Raw genomic sequence first — 14,935 nt, forward strand, 5'->3', positions numbered from 1 at the left:
CATGAATCACGGCCGTTCCGCCGATTTGCTTCCCCTTCCGCTCCCGGCGGATCGCACCGGGCGAATGGTGCTCGTCGCGATGCGCCGCATGGCCGCTCACGGGATTCGCGATGCGCATGCGGCCTGGCTGATGCTGGATCTGTTCGGCGCACGCTTCCGCCGCCCGCTGGTCCTGCTGCGGGCCTTCATGCTGGAATTCGCGCAGGCATCGCACCGCTCGATCCGCATCGCGCCATGCTGTTCGCTCAGGATGACACAGGATGAAGGCCTGCTGATCGATGCCCTGAACCTGGCGGCCGATCACCCGCATCTGGCCGAAGACGCATTGGTGCGCCTGTCGGGCAATCCCTGCATTTGCGAGCCGCTTTCGGCCGCAGCCGTGTTCAGCCGCGCCATTGCCGAGATTGAGCCGACCAGGGCTTACCAGTCGCTGGCGTCCGGCGCGTAATCGTAGTCGTTCACCTGATCGTCGGATGACCAATCGGTGTCGTGCGGGCGGCTGGTTTCGGCCTGCATGTCGTTCATCTCGCGCTGCATCTTCAGCGCCTCATGCTGCATCTTGGGCAGATTGCGCATCGCTGCCCCCGCACTCAAGGCACGGACCTTGCCTTCATTGAACGCACGTTGGTCGAGCGCGGCATCGACATATTCGGCAAAGGCGACGTCAGTCATTTCCTCGGCCGCGGAAGCAGCCGCACCGTCCATCGCCGCGCGCTTGCAACTGGTCGAGACATTGACCCCCGTGTCCGCGACCGGAGTGAATTCCGCCCGGCAGTCGAGCGTAGCGAAGGAGCCCCCCGCCTCGTACCGCACGACATTGGGGGCTGGCGCAGTCACCAGCACGTCCAACCCGCCGAAGGGTTCCTTGCCCTTGCGCAGGTCCGCTCCCGCGAGCAGCTTCTTCGCCTCGCCCACGCTCATCGCGTAGGCGGGCTTCTCGCCGCTGGCGGTCAGCGGCATGAAATAGACGCCCAGTCCCGCCGCAGCGACCAGGATGGTCCCGAAAATCACTTCGCGCATAAAAGTCCCCACTCTTCTGGCGGGAATATCCTAGCGGCGAGTAGTTACGATTTTACTCAGGGCAGCCTGATGGAGCCGAGCGCGATCAGAACCCGGCTCGGTCGAATGCGTGGGCAAGGTCCTCGATCACATCCTGAGGATCTTCCAGCCCCACATTGATGCGCAGCATCCCGTCTTCCACGCCCGCTTCGGCGCGGCCTTCGGGGCCCATATTGTGATGGGTTGTGGTTGCCGGATGGCACAGCAGGCTCTTGGAATCGCCGATATTGTTGGAGATATCGACCAGCTCTAGGCCATTGAGCACGGCCATCGCCTGTTCCCGCCCGCCTTCGACGAAGAAGGAGAAGATCGGGCCCGCCGCGCTCATCTGGCTCATGCACAATTCGTGCTGCGGATGGCTGGGAAGCCCAGGATGGAGCACGCGGCTGACGCGGCTTTCCACGAATTGCGCCACCTTCAGCGCATTATCGCTCTGCCGCGCGGCGCGCAGTTCAAGCGTTTCGAGCCCCTTGAGCACGACCCACGCATTGAACGGCGCGAGGATCGGGCCGGTATTGCGCTGGAAGGGCATCAGTTTGTCCTGAATCCATTCCTCGCTGGCACAGAGCGCACCGGCGAGCACGCGGCCCTGACCGTCCATCAGCTTGGTGGCCGAATAGGCGACCACGTCGGCCCCATATTCCATCGGCCGCTGCAGCGCGGGAGTGGCAAAGGCATTGTCCACCACGGTAATGATACCATGTGCCCGCGCCAGCCCGCAGACAGCCCGCATGTCCACCACGTCCATGGTGGGATTGGCCGGCGTTTCGAAGAAGAACACCTTGGTGTTCGGGCGGATAGCCTTTTCCCACGCATCATTATCGCGCGCATCGACGATCGTCTTCTCGATGCCGAAGCGCGGGAGGAGATTGTCGACGATCCAGCGGCACGAACCGAAGGCCGCGCGGCCGGCCACGATGTGATCGCCCGCGGAAAGCTGGCACAGCAGGGCGGCGGTCATCGCGGCCATGCCCGTGGCCTGCACGCGGCATGCCTCGGCGCCTTCCAGCATGGCGATGCGTTCTTCCAGCATCGCCGTGGTAGGGTTCTGCATGCGCGAATAGACCATGCCTTCCTGCTCGCCCGCGAAGCGCGCGGCGACGGTCTCGGCCGTGTCGTAGGTATAGCCCGAGGTGAGGAACAGCGCCTCGCTCGTCTCGCCGTGCTCGCTGCGCCAGGTGCCGGCGCGCACCGCACGGGTGGCCGGGCGCCATTTTGAAGTGATCGAGCGGTCGGTTCCAGTGGTCTTCTTCATGGGCGCGCGTTTAGGGCCGCTGCGTCAACGGGGCAAGCAAGCTTTGGTAATGCGACGGATAGCTGCAGACCACGGCGAATACCCGATTGCTCCGGCTTACGGCTCTGCTATCCAGCGCGGCGATGACGCAGCATCAGGCAACTCCCCGCGACCCGCTCGGCTGGTGCGCAATATTCACCGCCATCTTTGCAGCCCTCGTCTTCTGGCGGTTGGGCACGCCGTCGCGAATCTATTTCGACGAGGTGCATTATGTGCCTGCCTCGCGCATTCTGGCGACGTTCGATCACATCACCAATCGCGAACATCCGCTGCTGGGCAAGGAACTGATCGCGCTGGGTATCGCCATCTTCGGCGATAATCCCTGGGCGTGGCGCTTCTTCCCTGCGGTGGCGGGCGTGGCGACCTTCTTCGCCTTCATGCGCGGGATGTGGTTCGCCAGCCTTTCACGCTTCGCCACGCTTGCCAGCGGCATCCTGCTGGCGACCGGCTTCATCCTGTTCATGATGTCGCGCATCGCCATGCTCGACATCTTCATGGTGTGCTTCGCCATCCTTGCGCTGTGGATGGTGGCAGGCGCGGTCCGCCTGCCCACGCAGGCGCGCTGGCGGCTGATTCTGGCGGGCATTTTCATGGGGCTGGCGCTGGGCAGCAAATGGAACGCCGCGCCGGTGCTGATGGTCCCCGGCCTCGCCTTCCTGGCGATCCGCCTGAAGGAAACCGGCCCGCGCTTCCTCACCGCGACCAATGCCGGGCCGATCCGCGGCATTTCGCTGCTGGAAGCCGGGCTGTGGCTCGGCGTGCTGCCGGTACTGGTCTATCTCGCCACTTTCTGGCCCGTCTTCTTCTACGCCAAGAACCCACTGACCATCGGCGGCTATTGGGAATACCACCAGAAGATGTGGGAACTGCAGCAGCAGACGGTGAAGCCGCATCCCTATATGAGCCGCTGGTATCAGTGGGTGATCGACTGGCGCCCGATCTGGTTCCTTTACGACAAGGTCGACGGCGCGCAGCGCGGCGTGCTGCTGCTGGGCAATCCCTTTTCCATGATCGCGGGACTGGTGGCGGTCGGCTGGTGTGCCTTTGCCGGGGTGATGCGGCAGAACAAGGCCGCGCTCGCCATGGCCGTGCTTTATGGCGTGACGCTGGGCATGTGGATCATCGCCCCCAAGCCGATCCAGTTCTATTATCACTATTTCCTGCCCAGCTGCTTCCTGCTGGGCGCGATGGCCGTGGCGCTGGACGATCTGTGGAAATCGGGCTGGCGCAAGACCGCTCTGGGCGGCCTTGCGCTGAGCGTGGCAATGTTCGCGGTGTTCTATCCGATCATTTCCTCCGCCAAGCTCTCCGGCCCCTATGCCTATGAGCACTGGATGTGGCTGAAGAGCTGGCGGTGATCCGGCAATGCCGGAGCCGATCAGGCCGGGGCGTGAGCGGCTAGAAATCCGGTCCAGTTACTCACGCTCATGCTGGCGAGATATTCGTCCTGCATGTCCTGAGTAAGCACCTCGATCATCCGTTCGCCCTCGATCCACATCTCGATCACGCCGAACATCCCCGCACGGCTGCGATATTTGGCCGGCCAGCCCTCGCGTCCGGCAATGGCCATCACTTCATCCTGAGACAGGCGGGTGGCCATGGCGAAATGGGTCGAGAAGCCGGGCACACTGCCCGCGCGCGGATCATAATTGCCCACAGCGTCGGCATCGCCCTGCACTTCTTCCAGCACTGTGCCGCGCGGATAGACTTCCACCATCGTATTGCGCTCGTCGCCTGCCATGGCGAGCCAGCTGCCTTCGCTTACCGGAGGAAAAGGCGTGACGGTGCCGCCGCCGAACAGCTCGGCGAGGACGGAGGCGACATGGTGCGGCTGACGCGCATCGATCGAAAGATGAAACAGCATTTCGGTTCTCCCCTTTGAGCCGCAAGGGCGACTCGATGGCGGGCCATCTGGATTATGGCACAAAAAGTGTCAACGTCAATTTGACACATTTTATGCCACATGCCAGAGACCCGTTATGACCGAAGACGTAACCGCACCCGAAAAGCCTTCCTCCAATGACGAGCGGATCGACGAGGCCCTGCTGCAACTCGCGGCCGAGGGTGCGCCGCTCACTCACGATGCCGTAGCCAGCAAATCCGGCGTATCGCGCCGGACAGTCTATCGCCGCTATGCGGATCAGGTGGCGCTGCGGAAGCGGCTGTGGAGCCTGCTCTCTCCACCGGGCGGCATGCCGCGCAGCCTGCACGATCTGCTGACCTGGGAATTGCGCGAGACATTCGAGAAGTTCGATCGCCAAGCAGCCGTCATGACGGTCGCCTCAGCGAGCCCGGAAGGGCGCCAGATGCGGCTGGAAATGAAGCAGGAACGGGTTGCGGCGTATAACGCGATCTTCGGCCCGCACACAAAGGACCTGACCGAGGATCAGGCACGCAAGGCCCATGCGGCAATGCAATTGCTGTGCAGCGGGCTCGCCTGGCGGGAAATGCGCGATCAGTGGGATCTGAGGGGGCCGGATGTGGCCGAAGCCTCGGTCTGGGCGGTAAAAGTGCTGATCGCCCATCTCGACCGCGAGGGGGCGCAGGCTTTCGATGTGCCTACGCCCCGATAGCACGGCAGATTATCAGGTAAGCGCCGGCCGCCCCTTGGGGCCGGCAAGGAACCACACGATCAGCCCCAGCAGCGGGAAGATCACGATCCCGGCCGACCAGGCGAGTTTCGCCCCGCCGGAGGCCGAACTCTGCAGAACGCTGACGATGGCCCAGATATCGAGGATCAGCAGGATGATGCCGAGAAGATAGGACATGGAATATCCTCCTTTGCCGTTTACGGCGCCGCCTGGCGGCGTCGACGTAAATTCAACGGCTTGGACGGGATAAACGTTCCCCAACCGATCGAGCCATGCGAACGGCCCGCCTCGCGCCTGCCTATTTGAAGCGGCCCCAGACGAAGCGGCTCGACAGGGCATAGTTCCAGACCGAGCCGACCAGAATGCCGACAATGGCCGAAGGATAGGCGTGGAAACCCGAACGCACGAGCGCCGCCGCGACGCCGACATTGGCGAGCATGCCCACCGAACAGGTCAGCGCGAAGCGCAGCCAGCCGCGCAACAGGGGCCCCGCGCCCGTCAGGCGCTTGTCGGCATAGGTCAGCGCATTGTTAAGCACGAAGTTGAACGTCATCGCCACGATGGAGGCGACTGTCTGCCCAACGTCGAATTGCGTGATCCAGCGCCCGAAGACAAAGCCGTCGCCGCCCGCGAGATGCAGGAAAGTGGCAAGCACGGCCATGTGCACGACAACACCGGCCGCACCGATGGTGCCGAACAGCGCGAAGCGAGTGGGAATGATCCGGCCCAGCCACTTGTCGTAGAGGCCGACGAGGAATTCGAACACCACTGTCCGGTCGAGCTTGCTCTCGCCCTCGGCACGGGCCGCGAATTCCAGCGGGAATTCCTTGATCTTCAACGGACGGTCCACTGTTGCGAGAATATCCAGCAGAATCTTGAAACCGACGCCGGAAAGGCGATGGGCATCGGCGCGCAGGGTTTCGGCCCGCAGCATGAAATATCCGCTCATCGGGTCCGACAGTTCGACGCCGGTCATCTTGCGGGCGAGGCTGTTGGCAAGGCCCGAAGCCTTGACCCGGTCGGGCCGGTTCCACGCCTCCGTACTGGCCCCCTCGCAGAAACGCGAGGCATAGGCGACGTCGTATTCGCCGCTCTCGATTGCCTGCAGCATGCCGGGCAACAGAGCCGGATCGTGCTGGTGATCGGCATCCATCACCGCGACGATCGGCGCCGCAGTGGCGCACATGCCCTCGATCGCCGCGCTGGCGAGGCCGCGCCGGCCGATCCGCTCGATCACCCGGATACGCGAATCTTCCAGCGAAATGGCCCGTGCTTCATCCGCCGTGCCGTCGGGGCTGTGATCGTCGACAATCACCGCTTCCCATTCGACACCCTTCAGCGCCGCATCGAGGCGCACGACCAGCGCACGCAGATTCGCGCGCTCATTATAGGTCGGCAGGATGATCGCGAGGCGCAGGGACATGCCGGTTCGGCTCAGAGACGCGCGACGACCGCAGCGCCGATTTCCGCGGTGCTTGCACTGCCTCCCAGATCGGCACCCTTCACGCCGTCCGCCAAGGCCTTCGCCACGGCAGCTTCCACACGGGCGGCTTCGGCTTCCAGCCCCAGCGAGTGGCGCAGCAGCATGGCAAGCGAGAGGATCATCGCCATCGGATTGGCCTTGCCCTGCCCGGCAATGTCGGGCGCGCTGCCATGGATAGGCTCGTACAGGCCCTTGGTGCCATAGGCGGTCTGCTTCTCACCCAGCGAGGCGCTGGCGAGCAGGCCGATGGAGCCCACGCACATGCTTGCCTGGTCGGATAGGATGTCGCCGAACAGATTGCCGGTGACGATCACGTCGAACTGGCCGGGATTGCGCACCAACTGCATCGCGGCATTATCCACATACATGTGGCTGAGTTCCACATCGGGATATTGCTTGGCGATGTCGATCACCACGTCGCGCCACAGCTGGCTGGTTTCCAGCACATTGGCCTTGTCCACGCTGCACAGCCGGCCCTTCCGACCCTGAGCCGCGCGGAAGGCGACATGGGCGATACGCTCCACTTCGTCTTCGGCATAGGACATGAAATCATAGCCCTGACGGCGCCCGTCATGCAGGGTACGCATGCCCTTTTCGCCGAAATAGACGTCGCCATTCAGCTCGCGCACGATCAGCAGATCGATCTGGCGGGCCACTTCGGGGCGCAGGGCAGACATGTCCTCAAGGCCGGGAAACAGGGTGGCGGGGCGGAGGTTGGCGAACAGGGTCAATGCCTGGCGCAGCCCGAGGATCGCCTGTTCCGGGCGCAGATGGCGCTCCAGATTGTCGCAGGAAGGATCGCCCACCGCGCCGAACAGCACCGCATCGGCAGCCTTGGCCATTTCCAGCGTTTCGGGCGGAAGCGGGTGGCCATGCTTCTTGTAGCCGATGCCGCCTACATCGCCATGCATCAGTTCCACGCCGGGCAGCGCCAGCGCATCGAGCACGGCCAGAGCCTGCTCCATGATTTCCGGACCGATGCCGTCACCGGCCAGCACAGCAATCTTCATCTATCCATCCGCCCTAGTCTGTCCCGCAGAATCGCGCGCGTCGCCATAACATCGCCGCGCCGGTCGGCAAGAAGGTAGCGCTCGATAGGAGCGGAAAGTGCATCCAGCGCCGTAAGTGCTTCGGTCAGTGTCTCGGTTCGGGGCGGCCCGCCGCCGCCATATCCCAACTCGCGCAGCACCAGTGCCTCATAGGCGGCCATTGCCCCGGCCCAGCCCCTCGCAGAGGGCGCGTGGCATATGGCGTCGAGCAAGGCGCCCAGTGCCTGATAGAGGGACGGATAGGGCTGACGCTCGGGCAAGGCCGATGCCGTGAGCGCGCAAGCCCACTGGATCGCGGCGGCCGGCAGGGGCTCCGAAAGCCACGGCCCCCGGCTCTGCACCAGTTCCAGCCGGGCAAAAGGCAACTGGCTTTCCGATTTCCAGCGCAGTTCCATGTCCACCAGATTGCCGGGAATCATCACCGGCCGCAGGTTGCGCCCCCTGCCCCCCGCGACATAGCCCGCGACCATGCCGTGTTCCTCGCTCAGCAGCCGTGCGATCACGGCCGTCTCGCCATGAGGACGGGCAGCGCAGAGGATCGCCTGGGCGCGGATATGCATAGCGGCGGTGTAGGCGAGCAACCCACGCCGCACAAATCTTTCGCGAACGGCCACTTATCCGGTCGGCATGGCGGGCGGAGGTGTGTATGGCGCGCGCATGGACAAGAACCCGAGTCCCGCGCCCGAGTCTTCTGCTCGGTCAAAATCGTCCGCCCGAGACGACAAGCTCCACTGGATCCTGCGCTGCGGCTGGAAGGGCCTGTGCCCGCGTTGCGGCGAAGGCAAGATGTTTGCCTCATGGCTGAAGCTCAACACCAAGTGCGACGTTTGCGACCTCGATTACCGCTTTGCCGCCCCGGATGACGGGCCGGCATTCTTCTCGCAATGCATCGTGGCCTTCCCGCTGCTGTTCGTGGTGGTGTGGCTGGAAGTTGCCTATCATCCGCCTTTCTGGGTCCACCTGATCTTCTCGGTGCCGCTGATGCTGGCGGGATGCATCCTGCCGCTGCGCCCGATCAAGGGTTGGCTGGTTGCCTCGCAATACGTCAACAAGGCGCAGGAAGCGGGCACGGAAGGCCTGTGGGCAAAGCTCCACGCCCGCGAAGACGACAACAGCGACGCGGGCAGCAAGGAGGGCTGATCGCCCTCAATCGCGGGCCGCAAGCACCTCGGTACAATCCGCGCATAATGCCGGGGCATTCCGGGCCGATGCCGCCTGCGGATTCTCCGTGCGGCCCATGGTCCAGTTCTTCTGCATGCGGACACGTGGATTGGGCGCGCACCAGATCTCGCCAGTGTCGTTGATCGAGGTGACCCAGATCAGATTATGCTCCTGCCCATAGTCGATGACGGCGAAGGCATAGCCATCGCCCTTGCCCAGGACATGGAGGGGGATTGCGGGTTCGAGTTGGGTGAACATGCGGCATCCTTTCGCATGTAAAACCCATTCAGGCGGGCAGGCGTTCCTCCGCCTGCCGCACGCACGAGGCGGCTTACTTCTTGAGCGAGGCCTCAAGCGCCGCGAGACGTTCCGCCAGTTTTTCGTTTTCTTCCCGTGCCTTGGCGGCCATTGCCTTCACTGCGTCGAATTCTTCGCGGGAAACGAAATCGAAGCCGCCCATGGCGCCCTTCATCCGCTCACGCGCGGCTTCGCGCGCTTCGCGGGTCATGCCCGCAAAGGTGCCGGCGGCGCTGTTCATCAGCTTGACGAAATCGGAGACGATCGGGTTGTCGCTTTGCATGGCGCCTATTTGGTCCCGCATGAAGCGGCGCGCAAGATCAGAGTTCGATCCGCTGCACCGCGCCCGAATATTCCGAGCCATCCGCGCGGGGATTGAGTTCCAGCAGCTGGAAAGTCAGCAGGGTCGCGAAGCAAATCCATGCCAGATAGGGCAGCAGCAGCACGCCCGCCTGCCAGCGCACTCGCCAGAACAGCACCAGCGTCACCAGTACTGCCACATCCATCGCGCCCAGCAGATAAAGCGCCCAGCGAATCTCGTGCAGGCCGAAGAACACCGGCGACCAGGCGAGATTGAGCGCGAACTGAATGATGAAGAACACCAGCGCCGCCGTACGGCCGCGTGCGCCCCAGGCCGCAGCCACCAGCGCGGCAGCAAAGCCCATCAGCGCGTAGAGCACGCTCCACACGACCGGAAAGGCAACCGGCGGCGGATAGATCGCTGGCTTATCAAGCGTGGCGAACCACGGGTTTTCCGCCCCGGATCCCGAAACGGCACCGGAAAGGAATCCCAGCAGCAGAACCACAGGTACGAAGAACAGCGCCCAGCGGAAGAAACTAGCCCTCAGCTGCGCGCGCGAGGCGAGAACGGTCATGCGAACTCCGATTCGGTTGCCCGGATATTGGCGGCACGCAGCCGCCGGAGCAATCGCGCGCGTCACACTGTTCCCAAAGCGGGGCGGAAAGGGGAATTTCGCTTATCCCCCGCACCTTAACCGCGCTGCGCCGCGATCAGGAATTCGACATTGCCTTCCGGCCCGGTGATCGGGCTTTCGACGATGCCGTCGATCTGCCAGCCCTCGCCCTCCAGCCATTCGCGCACTTCATCGCAGACACGCTGGTGCAGTGCCGGGTCGCGCACCACGCCGCCCTTGCCCACCTCGCCCTTGCCGACTTCGAATTGCGGCTTGATCAGGGCGACAAGGCGGCATTGCCGCGCAGCCAGTTTCAGGGGCACTTCCAATACTTTGCGCAGCGAAATGAAACTGGCGTCGCAGACCACCCAGTTGCAGGGTGCGTCGATCTGTCCGGGCGTCAGGATGCGCGCGCTGGTCTGTTCCAGCACGGTCACGCGCGGGTCCTGCCGCAGCTTCCAGGCAAGCTGGTTAGTGCCTGAATCGACCGCGAATACGCGCTCGGCACCCTTGCTCAACAGCACATCGGTAAAGCCGCCGGTGGAACTGCCGATATCCATCGCCACCGCGCCGGCGGGATCGAGGCCGAAATGCTCGATCGCATGGGCCAGCTTGATCCCGCCCCGGCTGACCCAGGGATGATCGCGCCCGCGCACGCTGACTTCGGCATCTTCCGCGACCTGCTGCCCCGGCTTGGAGACCTTGCTTTCGCCCAGATAGACGAGGCCCGCCATCACCAGCGCCTGCGCACGCGCACGGCTTTCCGCGAGGCCTCGGGCCACCAGCAATTGGTCGATACGTTGTTTTCCCGCCATGAACGCAGCCGATAGCGCCGAGCGCGCGCTTGAGCCAGCGCCGCCTTTGAGCCAAGGATGCATGCGATGAAACTTCGCCTTCTCGCCGCCTGCCTGCCCGCCGCCGCGCTCGGCGCCTGCGTTCCGGCCGCCGTGCCGCCCGCTCCGGCCCCGGCGCCGCTGCCCAGCCCCACGCCTGCACCGGCCCCGCTGCCAGCTCCCGCCCCGGCACCCGTGCCGACTCAGGCGCATGAGAACTGGATGGATGCACCGCGCAGCCCCGGGGACTGGTTCTACAAGAAGGTCGGTGCGTTCAGCTATGCCGTCTATGGCAGGAGCGATACGGATTTCGGCTTCGTCATGCGCTGCGATCCGGCAACCCGCACCATCGCCATCGGCCGCGTCAGCGCCCAGACCCGCGCCCAGCCGATGCGAATCCGTGCCGAAAGCGCCGAGCGCCTGCTCAACGCCCAGCCGCGCCAGGGTTCGATTGAAACCCTGCTCGCCGCAGACCTTTCCGCCAGCGACTCGCTGCTGGATGCGATGGCGATCAGCAAGGGCCGCTTCGCCGTCGAGACGGGAGGCGAGCCGACGCTCTATGTGCCCAGCTGGCCGGAAGTGACCCGAGTGATCGAGGATTGCCGCTAGGGCGACGCGTGCCCGGCGGGTGAGAATCGCCCACCCGCCATGCCGCTTCGTGGCAAATTGTTACGAGCGCGCACGTGAAGCGTGCCCGCCGCGCGACGAACCGGACGCCTGCCGCACCCCACCCCTACAAATGCTCTAATTATCGCATTTTGGATGCTTAACTGACGGATTACCCTGAATTTTCCGAACGCAGGATTGTTCCTCGCCCCCAGAATATCCAGGAGTTTGTAATGTCCAAGACAATCAAAAACATGGTCGCAGCCAAGGCCCTGCTCGCACTGGTCGCCCCTTTCGCGATGAGCGCCGCTCACGCGGAAGAAGCTCCCGCCCCCACGCCGGACGAAACGGCCACTCCGACTCCGGAGCCGACCGAAAGCCCGACGCCGGCCCCCACCGAAGACCCGGCTCCGGCTCCGACCGAAGCACCCCAGGGCTGATGCCCCGCAGCAGCCTCGCCGTCTGTCCGGCGGTGGGGCTGCACCGGCCATGCAATCCGATCGCAACCGCCACGCCAGCTCACAAGCAGGCGTGGCGGTTTTGCTGTGCTGTCCAGAAATGTCGGAAATCCGGGGAATTCGGGCCAGTTCACCCGTCAATGTCCCAAGCGCTCAATTCTGACGGGGAAAAACATATTTGCAAGACTTGTGTTGCGCCGCGTCATGACTCACATTGGGGCCAAGGCACGCGAGACCGCGGGCCCAGCCGCAAAAAACGGCGACTTTGGCTCAACAGCGCGAAAGGAGGTGATCCGATGTCTCATGGTTCAGCAGGGAGGTCGGTTATTTTCCGCGCGGAGCATTATCGTTAAATCCAGCAGCAACGATAAAGGCTCCGTGAGCGGCACTTCCGGCCGCTGACCATGCGAAAACCCGCTCCCGGCCTGCCGGGGCGGGTTTTCACATATCTGGGGCAAATCCCGGCAAATCCGGCGGCAGCCACCCGTTACAATGGCAACTTTACTCGCACTTGCACCGCCTGCGGATTTAGGTTTAACCGCCCCGATCAACCGGAGTTAAACCTTCCCATGGCCGATTTTCCCGCCGTCGAATTCAATCGCCTGCCTCATCCGGCCCCCATGGGGCTGGCGGAACGTAACAGCGCCCTCGCCAATCCCGGCTTCGGCACTCTGTTTTCGGACCACATGGTATCGATTGACTGGACCGACGGCCTGGGCTGGCACAATGCGAAGGTAGGCCCGCGCGAGCCGATCACGCTCGATCCCGCCGCCGCCGTGCTGCATTACGCGCAGGAAATCTTCGAAGGGCTGAAGGCCTATCGCCTGTCCGATGGCGGCACTGCCCTGTTCCGCCCGGATGCCAATGCGCGCCGCTTCAATGAGTCGGCCAAGCGCCTGGCCATGCCGGAAATCCCGGAAGAGACCTTCATCGGCGCCGTGCGCGAACTGGTCGCCGCCGATGCGGACTGGTTCCCCAGCGTGGAAGGCGGCTCGCTCTATCTGCGGCCCTTCATGTTCGCGTCCGAGCCCTTCCTGGGCGTGCGCCCGGCCAAGCAGTACAAGTTCCTGGTGATCGCCAGCCCGGCAGGCAATTACTTCAAGTCGGGCGCCCCGGCCGTCTCGATCTGGGTGTCGAGCGACTATACGCGCGCGGCCCCCGGCGGCACGGGCGCGGCCAAGTGCGGCGGCAATTACGCTGCCAGTCTTGTTCCGCAGGCAGAAGCCATTGCCCGCGGCCACGATCAGGTCGTGTTCCTCGATGCTGCCGAGCATAAATATATCGAGGAACTGGGCGGCATGAACCTGTTCTTCGTCTTCGATGACGGGCGCATGGTCACGCCCCCGCTGACCGGCACGATCCTGCCGGGCATCACGCGTGACAGCCTGCTGGCCCTCGCCCGCGAGGAAGGCCTGACCGTGAGCGAGGAACGCTATTCGCTCGATCAATGGCGTGCCGATGCCGAAAGCGGCAAGCTGGTCGAAACCTTCGCCTGCGGCACCGCTGCGGTCGTCACTCCGGTGGGCAAGGTCGCTGGCCATGATGGCGAATTCACCATCGGTTCGGGCGGCCCCGGCCAGATGACCAGCAAACTGCGCGAGAAGCTGGTGGGCATCCAGCGCGGCACCGTGCCTGACACCCATGGCTGGGTGATGCGGCTGGACTGAGCGGAACCGCCCCTGTGGCTGACATGCCCAAGGAAACTTCCCTGCCCGTCTGCGTCGCGGCGCTCTATCAGTTCACGCCCTTCCCGGACCACAAGGTCCTGCGCGCTCCGCTGCTCGCTTTGTGCGAGGAGCTGGGCGTAAAGGGCACTCTGCTGCTGGCGCATGAGGGGATCAACGGCACTATCGCGGGCAGCGACAATGCGATTGCCCGCGTGGTCGGCCATGTCCGCGCCCTGCCCGGTTGTGCGGGGCTGGACGTCAAATATTCCCGCGCCCCCGCCATGCCCTTCCACCGCATGAAAGTGCGGCTGAAGAAGGAAATCGTTACCATGGGCGAGCCGGACATCGATCCGCTGGCCAGCGTGGGGACCTATGTCCCGGCGGAAGACTGGAACGCGCTGATCAACGATCCGGAAACCATCTTGATCGACACGCGCAACGATTACGAAGTGGCCGTGGGCAAATTCCACGGCGCGATCGACCCGCAGACCGCCACTTTCCGCGATTTCCCCGCCTGGTTCCGCGCCGAGCGCGAGCGCCTGCTGGGAGAAGGCAAGGCGCCCAAGGTGGCGATGTATTGCACCGGCGGCATACGCTGCGAGAAGTCCACTGCCTTCCTCAAGGCCGAGGGCGTGGAAGAGGTATTCCACCTCAAGGGCGGCATCCTCAAATATCTGGAAACCGTGCCCGCCGAAGACAGCCTGTGGGAAGGCGAATGCTTCGTCTTCGACCAGCGGGTAACAGTCGCCCACGGCCTCGCGCCGGGCAGCTACGATCTGTGCCACGCCTGCCGCCGCCCGGTGAGCGCGGAAGACAAGGCCTCGCCGCTCTATGTCGAGGGCGTCAGCTGCCCCGCCTGCCACGCCGAGCGCGACGAGGAACAGCGCGCCAGCTACGCCGAACGCCACCGCCAGGAAATGCTCGCCCGGGCAAGGGGTGAGACGCATGTTGGGGCGAGCTTCGGGGTTGAGGGTTAAGCGGCGGGCTCTCTTTCCTGCCAGACTTTTCGGACGAACAATCAGGCAATTATGCTTCAGTTTGACTGGGAAGAAGTTGAAGGTGCTACCGTGGCAGGCGTGTTTGCCAAGGGGGGGCGCTGCCTTGATGACGGCAGTCTTGAATGCAAAGAGCTTGCATTGAAGCTGGACTCCTCCGCTGTGATCCTGAGGGTGAACCCGGATACCGATGAGGTGATAGTCACACTTGAGCCGTTCGACGGTGAAGTTGAGGGATGGCAGACGCTTCCGCAACTACAAGGCGCTGTGTCCCACAAGCTTGGCTGGTGCTGGATAGGACGAAATTTTCGCGGTTATCTGGATTGCTTCTCGTTCGCGTTAGATGGAATCGATCCCGCCTACAGTTTCACAGGAGTAGCTTCCGCGCTCCATTGCACGCGTATTACGTCGATAGCAGGCTGAACGGCCACTCCCGCTGCGAGGCGCATGTGGGGGCAAGCTTCGGGGTTGAGGTTAGGCGGGGGAGAAAGGGGGCGAACAAAGCTCCTTTTCCGCAATCACCCCGTC

At 63.9% G+C, this 14,935-nt stretch carries 20 protein-coding genes; 9 read left to right on the forward strand and 11 right to left on the reverse strand.

Annotated elements, in window-relative coordinates; all coding sequences use genetic code 11:
- Position 1 precedes the first annotated feature (1 nt).
- A complete protein-coding gene (locus WFP36_RS03960; RefSeq protein WP_336978038.1) occupies positions 2–448 on the forward strand; it encodes a DUF6628 family protein in 447 nt (148 codons plus the stop codon).
- Here WFP36_RS03960 and WFP36_RS03965 read toward each other — a convergent pair.
- Positions 421–1,020 carry a hypothetical protein gene (locus WFP36_RS03965; protein WP_336978040.1) on the reverse strand — a complete coding sequence of 200 codons (600 nt, stop codon included), beginning with the start codon at positions 1,018–1,020 and terminating at the stop codon, positions 421–423. The two genes, WFP36_RS03960 and WFP36_RS03965, sit on opposite strands and share 28 nt — an antisense overlap.
- Before the next feature lie 85 nt (positions 1,021–1,105).
- On the reverse strand, positions 1,106–2,314 hold the full coding sequence (gene metZ, locus WFP36_RS03970; protein ID WP_336978042.1) for an O-succinylhomoserine sulfhydrylase: 1,209 nt from the start codon (positions 2,312–2,314) through the stop codon (positions 1,106–1,108).
- Positions 2,315–2,436: 122 nt separating this feature from the next.
- On the opposite strand from metZ, the gene WFP36_RS03975 reads away from it, so the two are divergent.
- Positions 2,437–3,711 carry a phospholipid carrier-dependent glycosyltransferase gene (locus WFP36_RS03975; protein ID WP_336978044.1) on the forward strand — a complete coding sequence of 425 codons (1,275 nt, stop codon included), beginning with the start codon at positions 2,437–2,439 and terminating at the stop codon, positions 3,709–3,711.
- A 20-nt stretch (positions 3,712–3,731) separates the two neighbouring features.
- Here the strand turns inward: WFP36_RS03975 and WFP36_RS03980 are convergent, their stop codons facing one another.
- On the reverse strand, positions 3,732–4,217 hold the full coding sequence (locus WFP36_RS03980; RefSeq protein ID WP_336978046.1) for a hypothetical protein: 486 nt from the start codon (positions 4,215–4,217) through the stop codon (positions 3,732–3,734).
- Between the two features lie 115 nt (positions 4,218–4,332).
- On the opposite strand from WFP36_RS03980, the gene WFP36_RS03985 reads away from it, so the two are divergent.
- On the forward strand, positions 4,333–4,926 hold the full coding sequence (locus tag WFP36_RS03985; RefSeq protein ID WP_336978047.1) for a hypothetical protein: 594 nt from the start codon (positions 4,333–4,335) through the stop codon (positions 4,924–4,926).
- Positions 4,927–4,938: 12 nt separating this feature from the next.
- Here the strand turns inward: WFP36_RS03985 and WFP36_RS03990 are convergent, their stop codons facing one another.
- The 4 genes from WFP36_RS03990 to recO form a co-directional block, all read right to left on the reverse strand.
- Positions 4,939–5,121, reverse strand: a complete 183-nt coding sequence (locus tag WFP36_RS03990) for a PLDc N-terminal domain-containing protein (protein ID WP_336978049.1) — start codon at positions 5,119–5,121, stop codon at positions 4,939–4,941.
- Positions 5,122–5,242: 121 nt separating this feature from the next.
- Entirely contained in the window at positions 5,243–6,367 is a 1,125-nt protein-coding gene (locus tag WFP36_RS03995) for a glycosyltransferase family 2 protein (RefSeq protein WP_336978051.1), read from the reverse strand.
- 11 nt (positions 6,368–6,378) lie between these two features.
- Positions 6,379–7,437, reverse strand: a complete 1,059-nt coding sequence (leuB, locus tag WFP36_RS04000) for a 3-isopropylmalate dehydrogenase (protein WP_336978053.1) — start codon at positions 7,435–7,437, stop codon at positions 6,379–6,381.
- A complete protein-coding gene (gene recO, locus WFP36_RS04005) occupies positions 7,434–8,036 on the reverse strand; it encodes a DNA repair protein RecO (protein WP_336978055.1) in 603 nt (200 codons plus the stop codon). Before recO ends, leuB begins: the two co-directional genes overlap by 4 nt.
- 97 nt (positions 8,037–8,133) lie before the next feature.
- Here recO and WFP36_RS04010 point away from each other — a divergent pair, with 97 nt between their 5' ends.
- A complete protein-coding gene (locus WFP36_RS04010) occupies positions 8,134–8,616 on the forward strand; it encodes a DUF983 domain-containing protein (RefSeq protein ID WP_336978057.1) in 483 nt (160 codons plus the stop codon).
- Between the two features lie 6 nt (positions 8,617–8,622).
- On the opposite strand, the gene WFP36_RS04015 is transcribed toward WFP36_RS04010, so the two are convergent.
- The 4 genes from WFP36_RS04015 to WFP36_RS04030 all read right to left on the reverse strand — a co-directional run bounded on the left by WFP36_RS04015 (position 8,623) and on the right by WFP36_RS04030 (position 10,663).
- Positions 8,623–8,895: a hypothetical protein gene (locus WFP36_RS04015; protein WP_336978059.1), complete on the reverse strand. Its 273-nt coding sequence runs from the start codon at positions 8,893–8,895 to the stop codon at positions 8,623–8,625.
- A 73-nt stretch (positions 8,896–8,968) separates the two neighbouring features.
- Positions 8,969–9,217, reverse strand: a complete 249-nt coding sequence (locus WFP36_RS04020; RefSeq protein WP_336978061.1) for an accessory factor UbiK family protein — start codon at positions 9,215–9,217, stop codon at positions 8,969–8,971.
- A gap of 37 nt (positions 9,218–9,254) precedes the next feature.
- Complete coding sequence (locus WFP36_RS04025; RefSeq protein ID WP_336978063.1) at positions 9,255–9,809, reverse strand: TspO/MBR family protein; 555 nt, start codon at positions 9,807–9,809, stop codon at positions 9,255–9,257.
- 116 nt (positions 9,810–9,925) lie between these two features.
- The gene (locus WFP36_RS04030) at positions 9,926–10,663 is read right to left on the reverse strand and encodes a TlyA family RNA methyltransferase (protein ID WP_336978065.1); all 738 of its coding nucleotides are present in this window, start codon (positions 10,661–10,663) and stop codon (positions 9,926–9,928) included.
- Positions 10,664–10,729: 66 nt separating this feature from the next.
- Here WFP36_RS04030 and WFP36_RS04035 point away from each other — a divergent pair, with 66 nt between their 5' ends.
- The 5 genes from WFP36_RS04035 (at position 10,730) to WFP36_RS04055 (ending at position 14,830) form a co-directional block, all read left to right on the forward strand.
- A complete protein-coding gene (locus WFP36_RS04035; protein ID WP_336978066.1) occupies positions 10,730–11,290 on the forward strand; it encodes a hypothetical protein in 561 nt (186 codons plus the stop codon).
- A 230-nt stretch (positions 11,291–11,520) separates the two neighbouring features.
- Positions 11,521–11,727 (forward strand): hypothetical protein, encoded by a 207-nt coding sequence (locus WFP36_RS04040; RefSeq protein ID WP_336978068.1) that lies wholly within the window; start codon positions 11,521–11,523, stop codon positions 11,725–11,727.
- A gap of 587 nt (positions 11,728–12,314) precedes the next feature.
- Complete coding sequence (locus tag WFP36_RS04045; protein WP_336978070.1) at positions 12,315–13,412, forward strand: branched-chain amino acid aminotransferase; 1,098 nt, start codon at positions 12,315–12,317, stop codon at positions 13,410–13,412.
- A gap of 23 nt (positions 13,413–13,435) precedes the next feature.
- Positions 13,436–14,389 (forward strand): oxygen-dependent tRNA uridine(34) hydroxylase TrhO, encoded by a 954-nt coding sequence (gene trhO / locus WFP36_RS04050; protein ID WP_336978072.1) that lies wholly within the window; start codon positions 13,436–13,438, stop codon positions 14,387–14,389.
- A 51-nt stretch (positions 14,390–14,440) separates the two neighbouring features.
- The gene (locus tag WFP36_RS04055) at positions 14,441–14,830 is read left to right on the forward strand and encodes a DUF6334 family protein (RefSeq protein WP_336978074.1); all 390 of its coding nucleotides are present in this window, start codon (positions 14,441–14,443) and stop codon (positions 14,828–14,830) included.
- Positions 14,831–14,935 lie beyond the last annotated feature (105 nt).

The organism is Fulverythrobacter fulvus (genome assembly GCF_037154085.1).
Lineage (GTDB): Bacteria > Pseudomonadota > Alphaproteobacteria > Sphingomonadales > Sphingomonadaceae > Andeanibacterium > Andeanibacterium fulvum.

What these genes read in the sequence shown, in the direction of transcription:
- WFP36_RS04035 (WP_336978066.1), top strand. Translation starts at nt 10,730, where the DNA reads ATGAAACTTCGCCTTCTCGCCGCCTGCCTGCCCGCCGCCGCGCTCGGC.
- WFP36_RS03965 (WP_336978040.1), bottom strand. Translation starts at nt 1,020, where the DNA reads ATGCGCGAAGTGATTTTCGGGACCATCCTGGTCGCTGCGGCGGGACTG.
- trhO (WP_336978072.1), top strand. Translation starts at nt 13,436, where the DNA reads ATGCCCAAGGAAACTTCCCTGCCCGTCTGCGTCGCGGCGCTCTATCAG.
- metZ (WP_336978042.1), bottom strand. Translation starts at nt 2,314, where the DNA reads ATGAAGAAGACCACTGGAACCGACCGCTCGATCACTTCAAAATGGCGC.
- WFP36_RS04025 (WP_336978063.1), bottom strand. Translation starts at nt 9,809, where the DNA reads ATGACCGTTCTCGCCTCGCGCGCGCAGCTGAGGGCTAGTTTCTTCCGC.
- WFP36_RS04010 (WP_336978057.1), top strand. Translation starts at nt 8,134, where the DNA reads ATGGACAAGAACCCGAGTCCCGCGCCCGAGTCTTCTGCTCGGTCAAAA.
- WFP36_RS03990 (WP_336978049.1), bottom strand. Translation starts at nt 5,121, where the DNA reads ATGTCCTATCTTCTCGGCATCATCCTGCTGATCCTCGATATCTGGGCC.
- WFP36_RS03975 (WP_336978044.1), top strand. Translation starts at nt 2,437, where the DNA reads ATGACGCAGCATCAGGCAACTCCCCGCGACCCGCTCGGCTGGTGCGCA.
- WFP36_RS04040 (WP_336978068.1), top strand. Translation starts at nt 11,521, where the DNA reads ATGTCCAAGACAATCAAAAACATGGTCGCAGCCAAGGCCCTGCTCGCA.
- recO (WP_336978055.1), bottom strand. Translation starts at nt 8,036, where the DNA reads ATGCATATCCGCGCCCAGGCGATCCTCTGCGCTGCCCGTCCTCATGGC.
- leuB (WP_336978053.1), bottom strand. Translation starts at nt 7,437, where the DNA reads ATGAAGATTGCTGTGCTGGCCGGTGACGGCATCGGTCCGGAAATCATG.
- WFP36_RS03980 (WP_336978046.1), bottom strand. Translation starts at nt 4,217, where the DNA reads ATGCTGTTTCATCTTTCGATCGATGCGCGTCAGCCGCACCATGTCGCC.
- WFP36_RS03960 (WP_336978038.1), top strand. Translation starts at nt 2, where the DNA reads ATGAATCACGGCCGTTCCGCCGATTTGCTTCCCCTTCCGCTCCCGGCG.
- WFP36_RS04055 (WP_336978074.1), top strand. Translation starts at nt 14,441, where the DNA reads ATGCTTCAGTTTGACTGGGAAGAAGTTGAAGGTGCTACCGTGGCAGGC.
- WFP36_RS03985 (WP_336978047.1), top strand. Translation starts at nt 4,333, where the DNA reads ATGACCGAAGACGTAACCGCACCCGAAAAGCCTTCCTCCAATGACGAG.
- WFP36_RS04020 (WP_336978061.1), bottom strand. Translation starts at nt 9,217, where the DNA reads ATGCAAAGCGACAACCCGATCGTCTCCGATTTCGTCAAGCTGATGAAC.
- WFP36_RS04015 (WP_336978059.1), bottom strand. Translation starts at nt 8,895, where the DNA reads ATGTTCACCCAACTCGAACCCGCAATCCCCCTCCATGTCCTGGGCAAG.
- WFP36_RS04045 (WP_336978070.1), top strand. Translation starts at nt 12,315, where the DNA reads ATGGCCGATTTTCCCGCCGTCGAATTCAATCGCCTGCCTCATCCGGCC.
- WFP36_RS03995 (WP_336978051.1), bottom strand. Translation starts at nt 6,367, where the DNA reads ATGTCCCTGCGCCTCGCGATCATCCTGCCGACCTATAATGAGCGCGCG.
- WFP36_RS04030 (WP_336978065.1), bottom strand. Translation starts at nt 10,663, where the DNA reads ATGGCGGGAAAACAACGTATCGACCAATTGCTGGTGGCCCGAGGCCTC.